Genomic DNA, 17252 nt, shown 5'->3' on the forward strand with positions numbered 1-17252 from the left:
ATTAATTTCCTGTTAACTAAATTTTTTCAATTAGTTAACAGGATGAAAAATGAGAATGAGTGTCAAACAGTTACGCGCGTTTTTAGCGGTAGCTCACACTCTCAATTTTGCGCACGCCAGCGAACGGTTAAATCTTTCTCAGCCTGCCCTCAGCCTGACGATTAAAGGGCTGGAGGATGCGCTGGGGGGCCCGCTGCTGCAGCGAAGCACGCGTAAGGTCACCCTGACGCAGGAGGGCGAAACCTTTTTACCGATGGCGCGGCAGCTGCTGGCTGACTGGGATAACGTGGAAGAGGCAATGCACCAGTGCTTTACGTTGCAGCGCGGCAAAATCTCGGTCGCGGCCATGCCGTCGTTTGCGGCTAACGTCCTGCCGGAGGTGCTGAAAGCGTTTCGCGATCGCCATGCCGGGATCAACGTCACCGTGCATGATGTCATCAACGAACAGGTGATTGAGATGGTGCGGGAAGGGCGGGTCGAGATGGGGATCGCCTTTGAACCAGCGCCGACGCATAACCTGCTGTTTACGCCGCTGGGCCTCGACCGGTTTGTCGCCATTGTGCCGAAAGCGTCCCCCCTTGCGGTGAAAAAACGCCTTTCCTGGAATGAACTGCTGACGCTGGATTTCATTACCCTGCAGCGCCCCTCGGCGGTGCGCCTGATGATGGAAGAGGAGCTGGCCCGTAGCGGCCGCAAGCTGGAGGTGGCGCTGGAGAGCCATCAACTGGTGACGGTAGGAAGGATGGTCGCCAGCGGGCTGGGCGGCAGTGCCGTACCGGCGCTGTGCGAGGCGCAGATGACATCGCTGGGTGCGGTCTGTATTCCGCTGGACAGCCCGCCGATAGAAAAGTGTATCGGGGTGATCCATCCGGGGCACACGCAGCTCTCAAAAGCGGCGCATGCCCTGCTGGAAACCCTGAAAGATTTTTATCAGCCCGATCAGGGGGCGAGAAACACCTGAGGTGCAGCATGAGCAGGGTGTCGGCCAACCTGCACCTGCGCGCCGTACCAGCGCGTCAGCGTATCGGCCTGCAGAACCGCCTCCGGGGCCCCCTGAGCGACCATTTTGCCGTTATGTAACAACAGGATCCGATCCGCCCACAGCGCCGCCAGATTGAGATCGTGCAGCACAACACAGACATGCAAATGCCCCCGACGGGTCAGGGAAGAGAGCAGGCGCAGCAGATGCTGCTGGTGGTAAAGATCCAGCGCGGACGTGGGTTCATCCAGAAACAGCCAGCCGCGCGGCGCACCGTCGCACCAGAGCTGTGCCAGCGCGCGGGCGAGTTGAACGCGTTGCTGCTCCCCGCCGGAGAGCGCCGCAAACTGCCTGCCCGCCAGCGGTAAACAGCCGGAGATGGCCATCACCTCCTCAATCACCGACGCCTCAGGGCGGCGCGTCCACGGCGCACGCCCCATCCCGATCACCGCTTCTACCGGCCAGTCGAATCCGAGCTGGGTATTCTGGCGCATGACCGCCCGGTAGCGGGAGAGTCTGTCCGGCGGCCAGGCCGTAAGCGGCGTTCCCGCCAGACTGCACCGTCCGCTACCGGGTTTGAGATAGCCGGTAAGCAGGCGTAACAAGGTCGATTTCCCGGCACCGTTGGGGCCAATCAACGCCACCAGTTCGCCCTGAGAGAGGGTCAGCGACACGTCGTCGATCAGCGTCCGTTGCCCGGCGTGAAAGACAATATTTTCCGCACAGTAGCGTTCAGCCATGCGCACCTCCGCGACGAAAGATAAGCCACAGGAACCACGGCGCACCGAGAAGACTGGTCAATAAACCGACCGGCATTTCCGCCGGGGCGACCAGGGTACGTGCCAGCGTATCGGCAGCCAGCAACAGTAACGCACCGGCCAGTACTGAGCCGGGGATCACCGCCCGGTGGTCGGCCCCCAGCCACATGCGCACCAGGTGTGGCACCACAAGGCCAACAAAGCCGATGACACCGCTGACGGCCACCGCGGCGGCCACCAGCAGGGCGCTGCACAGCAGCAGGAGCCGCTGTACAACGGCCACCTCCACCCCAAGGTAGTGCGCCTCTTCCTCGCCAAGCTGCAGCAAATTAAGTGCGCCAGCCAGGCGCCAGATAACCAGCACGGTGGGAACCATCAACGAACAGACGGCCAGCAGCGTTGACCACTGGGCCTGGCCGAGGCTGCCCATGCCCCAGAGTGAGAGCTGGCGAAGCTGGGCATCATTACTGAGCCAGGACAGCACGCCGACGGCCGCCCCGCACAGGGCATTGATGGCAATCCCCACCAGCAGCAGTCGCGACAGGGAACTGTCACGCTGCCGGCTGAGCAGGAAAATGACGAATGTCGCGGCCAGCGCGCCGAGAAACGCCGCCAGCATCGGGGCGTACAGCATCACCAGCGCGGGCAGCGAGAGCGGAATAACCACCCACAGCGCAACGGCGAGTGCTGCGCCGCTGCTGATCCCCAGCAGGCCCGGATCGGCCAGCGGGTTACGAAACAGTCCCTGCATCACGCAGCCCGCCAGCGCCAGTGAGCCGCCGATTGCCAGCGCCAGCAGCACGCGGGGCAGGCGGATTGTCAGCCAGATCTGACGCAGCGAGTCGTCGCTGCCGGTCCACAGCAGGCTGACCGGCAGGCGCAACGCGCCCACACCGCTGGCCGCCAGCGTCATGACGGCCAGGAGCGCGGCCAGCAACCACAATGCCAGTACGGCACGTCGGGACATCAGGGCAGTTGCTCCGCTTTACGGCGTAACTGCTGGATGGCCTGTGGCGTTCGCACGCTAAAGCCCAGCAGCGCCATATCGTCGATGGCCAGCATCTGCCGGTGACGTCCCGCTGGAGTTTGCGCCAGACCGGGCAGTTGCCACACCGCATCCGCCCCACCCAGAGCGTTCACGCCATCCTGCGAGATCACCACCAGGTCGGGCTGACTGGCGATAACGCCTTCCTGAGACAGCGGCTGATAGCGAGTGAAGCCCTGCATCGCGTTCTGCAGCCCTGCCGCACGAATGGCAGCATCCGCCGCGGTTTGTTGCCCGGCGGCCATCGCGGTCATCCCGCCGTGGTTGAGAATAAACAGCACCCGTTTATTGAGCGGTGACGCGGGAAGCGCCGACAGCGCCTGACGCAGCGAGCTGCGCAGGGTTTTCCCTTCTGCCTCGCGGTGTGTCGCCTCAGCGATAACCCGAACCTTTTCATCGATAACACTGAGGTCATTGCCTGCCGGAACGGTGATCACCCTGACGTGACTCTGCTCTACCTGTTTTAACGCCAGAGACGGCTGTGCCTGTGCACTGGCCAGCACCAGCGTAGGGCGCATGGACAAAATGCCTTCGGCATTTAGCTGGCGCAGATAGCCCACGTCCGGCAGCGTGTTCGCCGCCTGTGGCCACTGGCTGGTGCTGTCGCGTGCCACCAGCGAAGATGCCGCGTTGAGCGCATAGACAATCTCGGTGACGTCGCCGCCGAGCGCGACGATTTTCTCCTGCGGCGCAGCAAATGCCAGCAGCGGCAGGGCGCTGATCAGGGCAAGCCATTTTTTCATGCGGCCAGCCCTTTTGCCGTTAAGGCGTCGATCTGGCTGCGCCACTGGCTCTGCTCGGGTTCGCCTTCGCTCCGCTGGCCGTAAAGCTGGGCAATCTGCGTGCCGTCGGCGGCAAACAGCTCCAGGCTGGTGACATGTCCGTCAGCTGTCGGTTTGCGCGTGACCCAGGATTCTGCGATGGCGCCTTCCAGCAGATGGAGGGTGAAAGCCGGGTTGAAGATGTTCAGCCAGCCCTTCATCGGCATCAGTTTTTCCACCACGCCGGTGAAGATCTGCACGCAGCCGCGGTTGCCGACGAAAATCATGATTTCGTTCCCGTCCTGGCGCGCCGTTTCCAGCAGCTGGGCCAGCGCGGTGTTGTCGACCCTGCAAGCCAGATCGTCGCCCACCAGGCGAAACGCCTGTTGACGGCTGAGGTTGTGGCGCTTGAGCAGGCTGAAGAACTGATGCACGTCGGTCATGGCACGCCACTCTGTGTCCACGAGCGAGGCGTCCGGGTTTTCAGCGTGAGCCGGGACATCGGCCGTTTTCAACGCCAGCGGCGGATTCCCGGCAAAGATAAAGCGGGTGAGCAGATCGCCCCAGGCGGTGAGGTCGGTATTATCCGTGGCGTAAACCTTCAGCAGGGCGTCGCCCTGGTGGTCGAAGAACTGAATGCTCTGCCGCTCGCCGTGGGCGGTGGCCTCGCTGATATGAAATACGCTCGCCCACTGGTTAAGGAACAGGCGCAGATCCAGCGCGCGCGGGTTGAGGATCAGCCCGGCGTGGCCGCTCAGGTGTTGATGGGTAAAGGCGCCGACCTGCTCGTGAACGGCGTAGTCGTTGCGGCAGATGCATTTGGTTTCGCCCACCGATTCCAGCGCGGCCAGGATCTCGCGGACGTCACCGCGCAGGCGCCAGGCGTCATGGCCCACACGGGCGAAGGTCAGCTCGGCTTCGCTGATGTTCATTAAACCTGCAATGTCGCGCGCGTACTTACCCGGATTTTCTTCTTTTAGCTCAAGCCAGCGTGTGTAGTGATGCATTGTCTTTTCCTCTCAAAGCATTGCCCCGGCCAGCCGGGGCGTGGATTACCATTGATAACTGACGAAAATCTTCCCGTTTCGGCCATCCTGCGGAATGCCCTGTGGCGACCAGTATTGTTTGTCGAAGGCGTTGCCCAGCACCAGCGTCGTGGTGACGCCTTTAAGCTGCGCCTGGCCGGTGTAGCTCACGTAGAAATCATTAACCGCGTAGCCGGGTTGCTCGCTGTAGCTGCTGCTGATGTGCGTTGAGCGATCGACAAAGGTGCCGATCCAGCCGACGGAGAAGCCGCTTTGTGCCAGCGGAATATCCAGCTTGCTGGTGACGGTATCCGGGTTAATGCTGGAAATGTACTCGCCCGTGTCGGTATCTTTTCCGCGCGTGCGGTTATAGGCGAGGTCGAGGTTGAACAGGTCGGCGGAGTATTTCGCCATCACGTCCCAGCCCCAGATTTTGGCGTTCGGGACGTTATATGACATGGTGGTCGCCGCCGCAAAATCGACGGTGGTTGAGATGTAGTCTTTGGCGTTGGTATCGAAATAGCTGGCTTTAAACTCCAGCGCATCGTTGGCCAGCATCAGATCATCAAAGCGCAGACCAAAACCATACTCCTGCGTTTCGTTGGTTTCCGGGCGCAGATTGGGGTTGGGCACCCAGTAGTTGGTATAGAAGCGGCCAATGGAGAAGTGTTTGGCGTCGTTATACATTTCGCCCATGGTTGGCGCGCGGAACGCCTGCGCGTAAGAGCCGAACAGCATCAGCCAGTCGGTCGGGCTGACGGTTAACCCGGCGCGGGAGGACCACTTATCGGCATCCACATCCTTGTAGCCGTCGCTGCTGCCGCGGTAGTTGTCGTAGCGCGTGCCGCCAAGAAGGGTCACGGGGAGGTCGCGCAGGGTGATTTCATCCTGCAGCCAGCCGGAGCTGAAATCGATTTGTGCCTGCGGGAAGCCCGTTGTTGCCCCGCCCGGGCGTTGCTCCTGACGATAATACTCACCGCCGTAGGTCAGCAGGTGCGACGCAAAGGAATCGCTGAACAGGCGGGTGCGGTTCTCCACTTTGCCGCCTTTGGTGGTCTGTTTGCGAAACTCACCGCTGCCGTCGATGTTCTGGGCGTTGATACGCGCTTCGGACCAGTAAATTTTCGCGTCGGCGTTCAGCCAGTCGTTACCCTGTGGAGCAAGGTGATAGCCGAGCTGCGCGTCACGCTGGATGGTGGAGCGGTCGGTCAGCGGATTACTGCTGCTGTCTGCTGTACTGGTTTGCGGGTTTTTCGGCTCCTGTGCGGCATTGTTGTAATAGCGCAGGGAGCCGGTCAGGCTCTGGGCCGCGTCGATTTTCCAGCTGCCCTTCGCCAGCATGTTCTGAATGGATTCGTCGTTCGGGGCGGTGGTGCCGTCACTCTGGCGCAGATCGCCACGATCCCGGCTAGACCAGGAGAGCAGCCCGTCCAGGGTATCGGTGCGGCCATAGGCGCTGGCCCCCATGCCGATGCTGTGATCGCCCGTCGCACCGGTAGCGAACACCCGATAGCCGCTGTTTTTACCCGGCTCCAGCAGATCTTTGGCATCGACGGTGTCATAGGCAATCACACCGCCCAGCGCGCCGCTGCCGTACAGCAGGGCCGACGGACCGCGCACCACTTCGATACGTTTAATCAGCGCCGGATCGAGGAAGGTGCTGTTCAGGTGGCCGGTGTCGGTTCCCTGGCGTACGCCGTCAACCAGTACCAGCACGCCGCGACGGTCATAACCGCGCAGGTTAACGTCCTGGCCGTTGGTGCGTCCGGTGCCATCGAGCGTCAGGCCGGGGACGTTACGCAGCAGGTCGGCTGCCGAGCTGGCAGTTTGTTTATCCGGTGTGCTGGCGTCAATCACGCTTACCATCATGGGGGCTTCGAAGGCGCTACGGGCGTTACCCGTGGCGGTCACGGTCATTTCATCTGTGGTAGCAAACGCGACGCCCGGCAGGGTGCTGACAATCGCCAGCGCCAGAAGTGACGGACGTAAAGGCGCGGAAGGCAGGTGTGGCATAGCAACTCTCCATTAAGAATTGAAAGCGCTGGCTGCCTGGGGTTCACCTGGGTGGCTGGCGGAGTTTTTGTGTTGTTTATTTTGTGAGGATCAATTTTCCGGCATGGGTCTGGCGCAGCAGGTAGCGTTGACCGTCATGCTCGATAATGACCCGTCCCTCATCGCCCAGCAGGGTTTTGCTGTCAATGCGACGCTCGGCGGGGGCGGATGCGGTGTCTGTTTTTGGCGGCGTTGCCGCAGTGTTATCCGTACGTGACATAATGTTTATAAATAACAATCAATGTAACAATGATAATCATTATCAATAAACTGCAAATTCGCGGCAAGCGTTTTTGTGAAAAAAGGGTGAGAGGATCAAATTTGGGGGTGAAGTGCGGTCAGATGCCCTCACCCCGACCCTCTCCCACAGGGAGAGGGAGAAGGGTACGTATCGTAGGTAGGGTAAGCGCAGCGCCACCCGACAATAACATCAGAAGCGCGAATCTACCGCAGACGCCAGCTTCTCCAGCAGCAGTTCGCTGTCTTCCCAGCTCAGGCACGGGTCGGTGATCGACTGGCCGTAAACCAGCGGCTGACCCGACACGATTTTCTGCGTGCCTTCGCGGATAAAGCTTTCGGCCATAATGCCCGCAATGGCGCTTGAACCGCTACGGATCTGCTGGCAGATCTCATCGCAGACATCCAGCTGGCGACGGTGCTGTTTCTGACAGTTACCGTGGCTGAAGTCCACCACCAGATGTTCCGGCAGATCGAACTCGGCCAGCGTTTCACAGGCCGCGGCGATATCCCCGGCGTGATAGTTCGGTTTCTTGCCGCCGCGCATAATGATATGCCCGTACGGGTTACCGCTGGTCTGGTAGATGGTCATCTGGCCGCTCTTATCCGGCGAGAGGAACATGTGGCTGGCACGCGCAGCGCGGATCGCATCGACCGCAATCCGGGTGTTGCCATCGGTTCCGTTTTTAAACCCGACCGGGCAGGAGAGGGCAGAGGCCATTTCACGGTGGATCTGGCTCTCGGTGGTCCGCGCGCCAATCGCGCCCCAGCTGATCAGATCGGCGATAAACTGGCCGGTCACCATATCGAGAAACTCGGTGGCCGTGGGAACGCCCAGCTCGTTCACCTGCAAAAGCAGCTTACGTGCCAGCTCAATCCCATGGTTAACGCGATAGCTGCCGTTGAGGTCGGGGTCTGAAATTAATCCTTTCCAGCCCACCACGGTGCGGGGTTTTTCAAAGTAGGTCCGCATCACGATCTCAAGGCGATGCTGGTGTTTTTCCCGCAGCCCCTGTAGCCGTTTTGCATAATCCATCGCCGCGTCCAGGTCATGGATCGAGCAGGGGCCAATTACCACCAGAAGACGTTTGTCTTCACCATTAAGAATTTTTTCAATGCGTCGGCGCGAGGCCGTAACATGCTCCGCAACGCCTGCGGAAAGTGGATGCCGCTGTGCCAGTTCAGCCGGTGTAACCAGGCTGTCAATGCGCGCTGTGCGGAGTTCGTCGGTTTTATTCATGGAATGTCTCAGAAATTTTTTGCTTCATCGGCAGACTACCGGGAAGTGATGGGCATCACCTTAAACCAATCCCTGCTGATTTCAAGTTCGGGGCGGCTCCGCCCCGAGGATGTGGTGGATGATACCTGAATCTGAGCTAATGTACTAGCATATTAGTACATGCGGCGATTAAGACCCATGATGTCGAGAATTTTGGTGGCGATCTCTTCGACCGAATAGTTGGTGCTGTTCAGCCAAGGGATCTGGTTTTTGCGGTACAGCGCTTCCACTTCGGAGACTTCCATTCGACACTGGCGCATGGAGGCGTAGCGGCTGTTCTCGCGGCGCTCTTCGCGGATGGCGGCAAGGCGCTCCGGATTAATGGTCAGCCCGAACAGCTTGTGCTGCAGCGGCTTCAGGGCGGCAGGCAGCACCAGATTGTCCATATCATCGGCAATGAACGGGTAGTTGGCGGCACGAATACCAAACTGCATCGCCAGGTAGAGGCTGGTAGGGGTTTTGCCGCAGCGCGAGACGCCCAGCAAAATGACCTGCGCCTGGTCGAGGTTTCGCAGCGAGATGCCGTCGTCATGCGCCAGGGTGTAGTCAATGGCGGCGATACGCGCATCGTATTTGGTCAGGTTGCCAGGGTTCAGCCCGTGGGTTCGGTGGGCGATGGGGGTCGGGTCGAGCTTCAGTTCGCTCTGCAGCGGGGCCACCAGCGCCTGCACGATATCCTGACAAAAGCCTTCGCTTTGCAGAATGATGTTGCGAATTTCCGGGATCACGATGGAGTAGAACACCAGCGGGCGCACGCCCGTCTGCTGGTAAATGGCATCAATCTGGTCCTTGACCGCGCGCGCGCGGCTCTCATTTTCCACAAACGGCAGCGTGATGCTGTTAATCGAAACGGGGAACTGTGACATCACCGCATGCCCCAGCACCTCGGCGGTAATCGCCGTACCATCAGAAATATAAAAAACGTGGCGATCGACAGCATTATCCATTTTATCCACCCTGAATATCGGACCTAATTGTCTGAAAGCATAAATTAAAAAAGTTAATTGCACAGCAAAGAAGTTATCTGAATTTAAAATGAAATGGTGTTTTTGATTTTCCTGAAAAGTGGATTTCATTTTTCAAATAGCGACGTCATTTTTGTGGTTTTTGGCTGAATATATAGGAATCATCGGCTTATCCGGTGGAGGGAAAGTATCCGAAAAGTTGAAAATTTAAATTGCTTACACGATTCACCGTTTTTTTAGCGTAAATAAATATGCCAGTATAAATACGTAGTCAGGTGTTTCTTACTCCGATCAAATATCACAAAAGGATTGTTTCGATGTCCAACAATGGCTCGTCACCGCTGGTGCTTTGGTATAACCAACTCGGCATGAATGATGTAGACAGAGTTGGGGGCAAAAATGCCTCCCTGGGTGAAATGATTACAAATCTGTCCGGTATGGGTGTCTCCGTACCAAACGGGTTTGCCACGACCGCCGATGCGTTTAACCTGTTTTTAGACCAGAGCGGTGTAAACCAGCGCATTTACGACCTGCTGGATAAAACGGATATTGATGACGTTACCGCGCTTGCTAAAGCCGGGGCGCAGATCCGCCAGTGGATTATCGACACACCTTTCCAGCCGGAACTGGAAAAAGCCATTCACGATGCGTACAACCAGCTCTCCGCTGATGATGCGCAGGCCTCTTTCGCCGTGCGCTCCTCTGCAACCGCAGAAGACATGCCGGATGCCTCGTTCGCCGGACAACAGGAAACTTTCCTGAACGTTCAGGGGTATGACGCGGTACTGGTGGCGGTGAAACACGTGTTCGCCTCCCTGTTTAACGATCGCGCTATCTCCTATCGCGTGCATCAGGGCTATGACCATCGCGGCGTCGCGCTCTCTGCGGGCGTACAGCGTATGGTGCGTTCCGACGTGGGCTCTTCCGGTGTGATGTTCTCCATTGATACCGAGTCCGGCTTCGACCAGGTGGTATTCATCACCTCCGCGTGGGGCCTGGGTGAGATGGTGGTGCAGGGGGCCGTGAACCCTGACGAATTCTACGTCCACAAACCGACGCTTGCCGCCAACCGTCCGGCGGTGGTTCGTCGCACCATGGGCTCGAAAAAAATCCGCATGATCTATGCCCCGACCCAGGAGCATGGCAAGCAGGTGAAGATTGAAGATGTACCGCAGGAGCTGCGCGACCGCTTCTCCCTGACCGACGCCGAAGTGCAGGAGCTGGCGAAGCAGGCGGTGCAGATTGAAAAACACTACGGCCGTCCGATGGACATCGAATGGGCCAAAGACGGTCACACCGGCAAGCTGTTCATCGTCCAGGCGCGCCCGGAAACGGTTCGCTCCCGCGGCCAGGTGATGGAGCGTTATACCCTCCACGCGCAGGGCAAAATCGTGGCGGAAGGTCGCGCGATTGGTCACCGCATTGGTGCCGGTCCGGTGAAAGTGATCCACGATATCAGCGAGATGAACCGCATTGAACCGGGCGACGTGCTGGTAACCGACATGACCGACCCGGACTGGGAACCGATCATGAAGAAAGCCGCGGCTATCGTCACCAACCGTGGCGGGCGTACCTGTCACGCGGCGATCATCGCCCGCGAGCTGGGGATCCCGGCGGTTGTCGGGTGCGGTGACGCAACCGAACGCATGAAGGACGGACAGAACGTGACCGTCTCCTGTGCCGAAGGGGATACCGGCTACGTGTATGCCGACATCCTCGACTTCAGCGTTAAAAGCTCCAGCGTCGATACCATGCCGGACCTGCCGCTGAAGATCATGATGAACGTCGGTAACCCGGACCGCGCGTTTGACTTCGCCTGCCTGCCGAACGAAGGCGTGGGCCTGGCGCGTCTGGAATTCATCATCAACCGTATGATTGGCGTTCACCCGCGCGCGCTGCTGGAATTTGACGACCAGGACGCAAAGCTGCAGAACGAAATTCGCGAGATGATGAAAGGCTACGACTCGCCGAAAGAGTTCTACGTTGGCCGTCTGACCGAAGGGATCGCGACGCTCGGGGCGGCGTTTTATCCGAAGCGCGTGATCGTGCGTCTGTCGGACTTTAAGTCTAACGAATACGCCAACCTGGTGGGCGGCGAGCGTTACGAGCCGGAAGAAGAGAACCCGATGCTGGGCTTCCGTGGGGCCGGACGTTATGTCTCCGACAGCTTCCGCGACTGCTTCGCGCTGGAATGTGAAGCGGTAAAACGCGTGCGCAACGACATGGGGCTGACTAACGTTGAGATCATGATCCCGTTCGTACGTACCGTGGACCAGGCGAAAGCGGTGGTGGACGAGCTGGCGCGTCAGGGGCTGAAGCGCGGCGAAAATGGGCTGAAGATCATCATGATGTGTGAGATCCCGTCCAACGCCCTGCTGGCAGAGCAGTTCCTGGAGCACTTCGACGGCTTCTCTATCGGTTCGAACGACATGACGCAGCTGACGCTGGGTCTGGACCGTGACTCCGGCGTGGTCTCTGAGCTGTTCGACGAACGCAACGAGGCGGTGAAAGCCCTGCTGTCGATGTCCATCCGTGCGGCGAAGAAACAGGGTAAATACGTCGGGATTTGTGGCCAGGGCCCTTCTGACCATGAAGACTTCGCGGCCTGGCTGATGGAAGAGGGGATCGACAGTCTTTCCCTCAACCCGGACACCGTGGTGCAAACCTGGCTGAGCCTGGCTGAACTGAACAAGTAACGTCTTCCGTATCTGAAAAGGCGAGGGAAATAATCCTCGCCTTTTTTATTTCCGCTTATATTTGCTCCCCATCACAAATAAAGTAAAAAACCAAATATCATAATTTGTCTGTTAATTTAGACAATTGTTAGCACACAAAGGGTTGCTAATACTTGAGCCTTACCGCGCAAATCAACACGATTTTGCGCAACTGGTTGAAATACGTTTTAACCTGATAAAAAGGCAAATAACAAATGACAATCTCCTCTGTACTGCGTACCAAAGATAAAATAGGTTATGGCTTAGGTGATATGGCCAGTGCGCTGGTCTGGCAAACAGCGACGTTATTTCTTGCTTATTTCTATACAGACGTTTTCGGTTTACCCGCGGCCATTATGGGCACCATGTTTTTAGTGGTACGCGTGGTCGATGCCTTTATTGATCCCTGTATCGGCGCGCTGGTGGATCGCACCCAAACGCGTCACGGTCGTTTCCGTCCATGGCTGCTGTGGTTTGCCATTCCGTTTGGCGTAAGCTGCCTCATTACGTTCTACGTTCCCGACGTCGGGCCCACGGCGAAAATCGTCTATGCCTGTGTGACCTACGGGATTTTAAGCCTCATCTATTCCGCCATTAACGTCCCTTACTGCGCCATGCCGGGCGCGCTGACGCTGGATCCGCGCGAGCGCCATTCGCTGCAGTCGTGGCGCTTTGGCCTGTCGTTTATCGGCGGGTTGATTGTGACGGTTATCGCTTTGCCGTTGGTTTCGCATCTTGGACAGGGCAACGTACAGAAAGGCTATTTCTATGCCATGAGCCTGATGGGATTACTGGGGATTATTTTATTCTTCTGCTGCTTCCTGATGACCCGCGAGCGCTATTCTCCGCGGAATGATACTTCTGGCTCCATGCTCACCGATTTAAAACTGCTGGCCGGGAACAGCCAGTGGCGAATTGTGTTCCTGTTTAATATTTTGCTGTTAACGGCGGTCGTGACGCGCGGCTCTGCCACGATGTATTACGTGAATTATGTGCTGTTGCGTCCGGAACTGGTGTTTGCCTTTATCGTCTCCGGGATGGTGGCCTCCTTAAGTGGCGCATTATTATCCGAACGGCTGCTGGGGAAATTTGACCGCGTTCGCGCTTATCAGTGGACCATTATTTCCTTCGTGATTTTTGGGGCGCTGATCTTCTTCCTGCCGCCTTCACAGGTCTGGCTGATTTTCGGCCTCAATATTGTCTTTAGCTTCATCCAGAACCTGACCACGCCGCTGCAGTGGACCATGTTCTCCGATGTGGTCGACTATGAAGAGCACCGCAGCGGTCGCCGGCTCGATGGTCTGGTCTTCTCCACCGCGCTGTTCGCCATCAAATTTGGTCTGGCGTTGGGTGGGGCAGTGGTGGGTTGGGTGCTCGGGATGGTGGATTACGCGCCAGGCCAGGCAACCCAGACGCCGCACGTACTCACGACCATTAACGCACTGTTTACCCTCATTCCGTGCGTGCTGTTCCTCTGCATGGTCGCGCTGCTTGCCATCTACAAACTCAACAGTCGGCTGGTGGATTCCATCGCCCGCGAACTGGCCAGCAAGCGCGACGTGCGGCCAGAAGCAGGGCAACTCAGCCCGGCTGCCCCTTCCGCCCTACAGGAGTAAAACATGACTGCAATCTATAAGGACGCGGGACGTCCCGTGCACGAGCGCGTCGCCGACTTGCTGGCACGCATGACCCCGGAAGAGAAGTTCGCCCAGATGCACGCGTACTGGTTGATCCTCGATGAAAACGGCAACCACCGTGAACGCAGCGACTTGAGTGACGAATTCGCGGGGGTGAGTGAACAGGCCTCGCTCAGCGAACGGCTTAAGCTGGGCGTCGGGCAGATTACCCGTCCGCTGGGTACCCATATCGTTGATGCGCAAACCGGCGTGCGCGCCGCCAACCGTCTGCAGCGGATGATGATGGAAGAGACGCGGCTCGGCATTCCGGCGCTGTTCCATGAGGAGTGTCTGGTGGGGTTGTTGTGCAAAGCGGCCACGCTGTTCCCGTCATCGCTCAACTACGGTTCAACCTGGGATCCGGCGCTGGTACAGCGGGCAGCCGAGCAGATAGGCAAAGAGGCGCGGTCCGTGGGCTGCCAGCAGGGGCTGGCCCCGGTGCTGGATGTCTCCCGTGATGTGCGCTGGGGGCGCACGGAAGAGACCTTTGGCGAAGATCCCTGGCTGGTGGGCGTGATGGCCACGGCCTACGTTAAAGGGCTGCAGGGCGATAAACGCGATCTGCTGGCCACGCTTAAGCACTATGCGGGCCACTCGTTCAGCGAGGGAGCGCGCAACCATGCCCCGGTTCATCTGGGCTTTAGCGAACTGAATGATACCTTCCTGCTGCCGTTTGAAATGGCGGTGAAGCTGGCCAATGCCGGGTCGGTGATGCCTGCCTACCACGATATCGACAATCAGCCGGGGCACAGTGACCACTTCCTGCTGACCACCGTCCTGCGCGAACAGTGGGGCTTTGACGGGATCGTTGTGGCGGACTATGGCGGCGTCAGCCTGCTGCATCAGCATCACGGGGTCTCGCATGATGCGACCGAATCCGCCGCGCTGGCCTTTAACGCCGGGCTTGATGTTGAGCTGCCGAAAGATGACTGCGCCCGCCATCTGGCCGAGGCCGTTGAGCGTGGTCTGATCTCCATGGCGAAAGTGGACGAGATTGTAGGACGCGTGCTGACCGAAAAATTCCGTCTCGGCCTGTTTGAAAACCCGTATGCCGATGAAAGTGGGATTGATTTGCAAAATGAGACTACCCGGCAGGTTGCACGTGAGGTGGCGACCTGTTCGCTGACGCTGCTGGAGAATAACGGCATTTTGCCTCTCGGCGGCAAACCCCGCGTGGCGATGGTGGGCCCCACGGCGGACGATCCGCTGGCGTTGCTCAGCGGCTACAGCTTCCCGGTGCATTTGATTATCAGCGATATGGTTGACGAAACGTCGCAGGTGACGACCCCGCGCGCGGCGCTGGAGCACTATCTGGGCGCGTCGAACGTGCGTTATGCCAAAGGGTGTCACATTATCGAAAAACGAATGGCGGGCGCGCCGGTCTTCCCGGGTGACAGCGGGGGCAAACCGATGCAGCAGTCGCCGGTGTCGCAAAGTACCGCGCTGATCCCCGAAGCCGTGAACGCCGCGCAGGAGAGCGACGTGGTGGTAGCCTGCGTCGGCGACCTCGCCGGTTTGTTCCAGAGCGGCACGGTAGGGGAAGGATCCGATACCGATTCCCTGCACCTGCCTGGCGTTCAGCAACAGCTGCTGGAAGCCCTGGTCGCCACGGGCAAACCGGTGATTGTCGTGATGACCGGTGGGCGGCCGTACAATCTTCAGGGGCTGGAAGATAAGGTCGCGGCGCTGATGATGGCCTGGGCGCCTGGGCAGGAAGGGGGATGGGCAATTGCCGATGTGTTAACCGGCCGCGCGGAGCCGCAGGGACGTCTGGTGGTGAGCGTGCCGAAAAGTGCGGGCGCCATGCCGTACTACTACAACCACAAGCTGAAAAGCGGCGGCACGCCATTCGCGTTCCACTTTGGCTCCCGCTATCCCTTTGGTTTCGGCCTTGGCTGGACGCAATTTAACTGGGGCGCAGCACGCCTCGCGCAAAACAGCGTACCGGTGGACGGCGAAGTTGTGTTGAGTATTGACGTCACCAACCGCGGTGAACGCAGCGGCAGCGAGGTGGTGCAGGTGTACGTCCGGGATAAGGTTGCCACGCAGGTGCGGCCGCTTCAGGAGCTGAAAGCGTTCCAGCGCGTGGCGCTCATGCCGGGCGAAACGGCCACGCTCACCTTTACGCTGCCCGTGGAGATGTTCAACTTTACCCGTCGGGACGGCAAACGGATTGTCGAGCCGGGCGAGTTTGAGCTACAGGTGGGAGCATCGTCGGCGGATATTCGCGACGTGGTGACGGTCAATGTGACGGGAGAGACGCGGGTGCTGCCTGCTGAATGGCGCATGCTAAGCACCTGTCAGGTTCAGCACGCGTAGCCAGGATAAAAAAAAGCCCATCGTGGGAGATGGGCAAAGACTACACACAGCAATTCGTTGTTTCACTCAGGGGATTTCCATGCTTATAAATCAAGGTGTTGATTTATAACCGTGAGCTAATAGTAGGCATGCCAACCTTGAGCGTCGATCAGATTCGTCTCAATAGTTAAAGAGAAGTAAAGATTTCTTGAGGTGAATAGCGGACTTAGAGCAAAAAAGGCGGGTCGGACCAGTGCACAACGAATAAATAGTTTAGCAACATTTAAGTATTACCAGGGAGAATGTAGGCCGGGTAAGCGTCAACGCCACCCGGCAACCCCTTTTACTGCGTATTCTTCTCTTCCAGCTCTTCGAGTTCGCTCAAAATCACATCCGGGTCGGTGCCCGGCGGCGGCACTTCATGTACCCAGGCGGAGAAGAGACGCCAGGTGACGGCAAGCAGCACCGGTCCAATAAACAGACCGATCATCCCAAAGGCGATTAACCCGCCAATGACGCCGGAGAGGATCAGGATCAGCGGCAGGTCCGCGCCCATGCGGATGAGGATGGGACGAATCACGTTATCCATGGTGCCAACCACGCAGCTCCAGACCAGCAGAACGGTTCCCCACGTGGTATCCCCCGTCCAGTAAAGCCAGATGATGCTGGGGACCAGCACCAGCAACGGCCCCAGTTGTGCAAGACAGGTCATCAGCATCACCACCGTAAAGACGGTAGCGTACGGCACGCCAGAAATGGCCAGGCCGATACCGCCCAGCACCGCCTGCACCAGGGCCGTGACGACCACCCCAAGCGCAACCGCCCGCACGGCTTGCGCCGCCAGCAGAACTGCGGCATCGCCGCGTTTACCGGCCAGTCGGGTAGCGAAATGGCGTACGCCCAACGCTACCTGCTCACCGCGCCAGTAGAGCAGGGCGCTGAAGACCAGCATCAGCGCACAGTGCATCATAAAGCGACCAATATGTGCCGCCTGACCCACAAACCAGGTGGTGGTGGTGCCAATATACGGACGCACTTTCGCCATCAACGCGCTGCCGCCCATCTCCAGCAGGCTATGCCAGCCGCTGTAGAGTTTGGCGCCTACCACCGGAATGCTGTTCAGCCAGGCGAGATCCGGCAGCGTTAAATCACCGCTGGTGACGGCGCGAATAACCGGGCCACTGGAATCGACAAGGCTGTTCACCAGCAGCGCAATCGGAATAATAAACAGCAGGAACAGCAGCAGGGTCATGACCAGTACCGCCAGACCACGGCGGCCAAACAGCAGTTTCTGCAAACGTAACAGCACCGGCCAGGTCGCCACGACCACCGTCGCAGCCCAGGCGAAGCCAAGTATGAAAGGTTGAACAATCCACAGACACGCAATAATCATGAGGGCCAGAAACAGCACCGACAGCAAAATTTGCGCAACATCCCTGGGCTGGCGAAGATTGACCATAAAT

General features: G+C 58.7%; 13 protein-coding genes and 1 other RNA gene. 4 read left to right on the forward strand and 10 right to left on the reverse strand.

Annotation, left to right across the window (positions count from 1 at the left end; translation table 11 throughout):
• Positions 1–49 precede the first annotated feature (49 nt).
• A complete protein-coding gene (locus tag ACQG2G_RS08965; RefSeq protein ID WP_013096988.1) occupies positions 50–961 on the forward strand; it encodes a LysR family transcriptional regulator in 912 nt (303 codons plus the stop codon).
• Here ACQG2G_RS08965 and ACQG2G_RS08970 read toward each other — a convergent pair.
• The 8 genes from ACQG2G_RS08970 to ppsR all read right to left on the reverse strand — a co-directional run bounded on the left by ACQG2G_RS08970 (position 940) and on the right by ppsR (position 9083).
• Entirely contained in the window at positions 940–1719 is a 780-nt protein-coding gene (locus tag ACQG2G_RS08970) for a heme ABC transporter ATP-binding protein (protein WP_348595867.1), read from the reverse strand. The two genes, ACQG2G_RS08965 and ACQG2G_RS08970, sit on opposite strands and share 22 nt — an antisense overlap.
• Positions 1712–2704 (reverse strand): iron ABC transporter permease, encoded by a 993-nt coding sequence (locus ACQG2G_RS08975; protein ID WP_348595866.1) that lies wholly within the window; start codon positions 2702–2704, stop codon positions 1712–1714. Before ACQG2G_RS08975 ends, ACQG2G_RS08970 begins: the two co-directional genes overlap by 8 nt.
• Positions 2704–3525 (reverse strand): heme/hemin ABC transporter substrate-binding protein, encoded by an 822-nt coding sequence (locus tag ACQG2G_RS08980; RefSeq protein WP_038419175.1) that lies wholly within the window; start codon positions 3523–3525, stop codon positions 2704–2706. Before ACQG2G_RS08980 ends, ACQG2G_RS08975 begins: the two co-directional genes overlap by 1 nt.
• The gene (gene chuS, locus ACQG2G_RS08985; protein WP_348595865.1) at positions 3522–4550 is read right to left on the reverse strand and encodes a hematinate-forming heme oxygenase ChuS; all 1029 of its coding nucleotides are present in this window, start codon (positions 4548–4550) and stop codon (positions 3522–3524) included. The genes ACQG2G_RS08980 and chuS overlap by 4 nt, the downstream gene beginning before the upstream one ends.
• Positions 4551–4595: 45 nt before the next feature.
• Positions 4596–6581: a TonB-dependent hemoglobin/transferrin/lactoferrin family receptor gene (locus ACQG2G_RS08990; RefSeq protein ID WP_348595864.1), complete on the reverse strand. Its 1986-nt coding sequence runs from the start codon at positions 6579–6581 to the stop codon at positions 4596–4598.
• A gap of 76 nt (positions 6582–6657) precedes the next feature.
• Positions 6658–6840 carry a hemin uptake protein HemP gene (hemP, locus tag ACQG2G_RS08995; protein WP_020688348.1) on the reverse strand — a complete coding sequence of 61 codons (183 nt, stop codon included), beginning with the start codon at positions 6838–6840 and terminating at the stop codon, positions 6658–6660.
• A gap of 210 nt (positions 6841–7050) precedes the next feature.
• Positions 7051–8097 (reverse strand): 3-deoxy-7-phosphoheptulonate synthase AroH, encoded by a 1047-nt coding sequence (gene aroH / locus ACQG2G_RS09000; protein ID WP_058681460.1) that lies wholly within the window; start codon positions 8095–8097, stop codon positions 7051–7053.
• Positions 8098–8249: 152 nt separating this feature from the next.
• A complete protein-coding gene (gene ppsR / locus ACQG2G_RS09005; RefSeq protein WP_023620693.1) occupies positions 8250–9083 on the reverse strand; it encodes a posphoenolpyruvate synthetase regulatory kinase/phosphorylase PpsR in 834 nt (277 codons plus the stop codon).
• A 335-nt stretch (positions 9084–9418) separates the two neighbouring features.
• Here ppsR and ppsA point away from each other — a divergent pair, with 335 nt between their 5' ends.
• From ppsA to ACQG2G_RS09020, 3 genes are all read left to right on the forward strand, one after another.
• Positions 9419–11797 (forward strand): phosphoenolpyruvate synthase, encoded by a 2379-nt coding sequence (gene ppsA / locus ACQG2G_RS09010; RefSeq protein ID WP_020688345.1) that lies wholly within the window; start codon positions 9419–9421, stop codon positions 11795–11797.
• A gap of 233 nt (positions 11798–12030) precedes the next feature.
• Entirely contained in the window at positions 12031–13431 is a 1401-nt protein-coding gene (locus ACQG2G_RS09015; RefSeq protein WP_013096978.1) for an MFS transporter, read from the forward strand.
• Positions 13432–13434: 3 nt separating this feature from the next.
• Positions 13435–15810 (forward strand): glycoside hydrolase family 3 N-terminal domain-containing protein, encoded by a 2376-nt coding sequence (locus tag ACQG2G_RS09020; protein ID WP_348595863.1) that lies wholly within the window; start codon positions 13435–13437, stop codon positions 15808–15810.
• 5 nt (positions 15811–15815) lie between these two features.
• Here ACQG2G_RS09020 and rprA read toward each other — a convergent pair.
• An RNA gene (gene rprA, locus ACQG2G_RS09025) (antisense sRNA RprA) lies at positions 15816–15923 on the reverse strand.
• A 209-nt stretch (positions 15924–16132) separates the two neighbouring features.
• The gene (ydiK, locus tag ACQG2G_RS09030) at positions 16133–17248 is read right to left on the reverse strand and encodes an AI-2E family transporter YdiK (protein ID WP_013096976.1); all 1116 of its coding nucleotides are present in this window, start codon (positions 17246–17248) and stop codon (positions 16133–16135) included.
• Between the last annotated feature and the right edge of the window lie 4 nt (positions 17249–17252).

Source organism: Enterobacter cloacae complex sp. 382A5 (genome assembly GCF_050031095.1).
Lineage (GTDB): Bacteria > Pseudomonadota > Gammaproteobacteria > Enterobacterales > Enterobacteriaceae > Enterobacter > Enterobacter cloacae.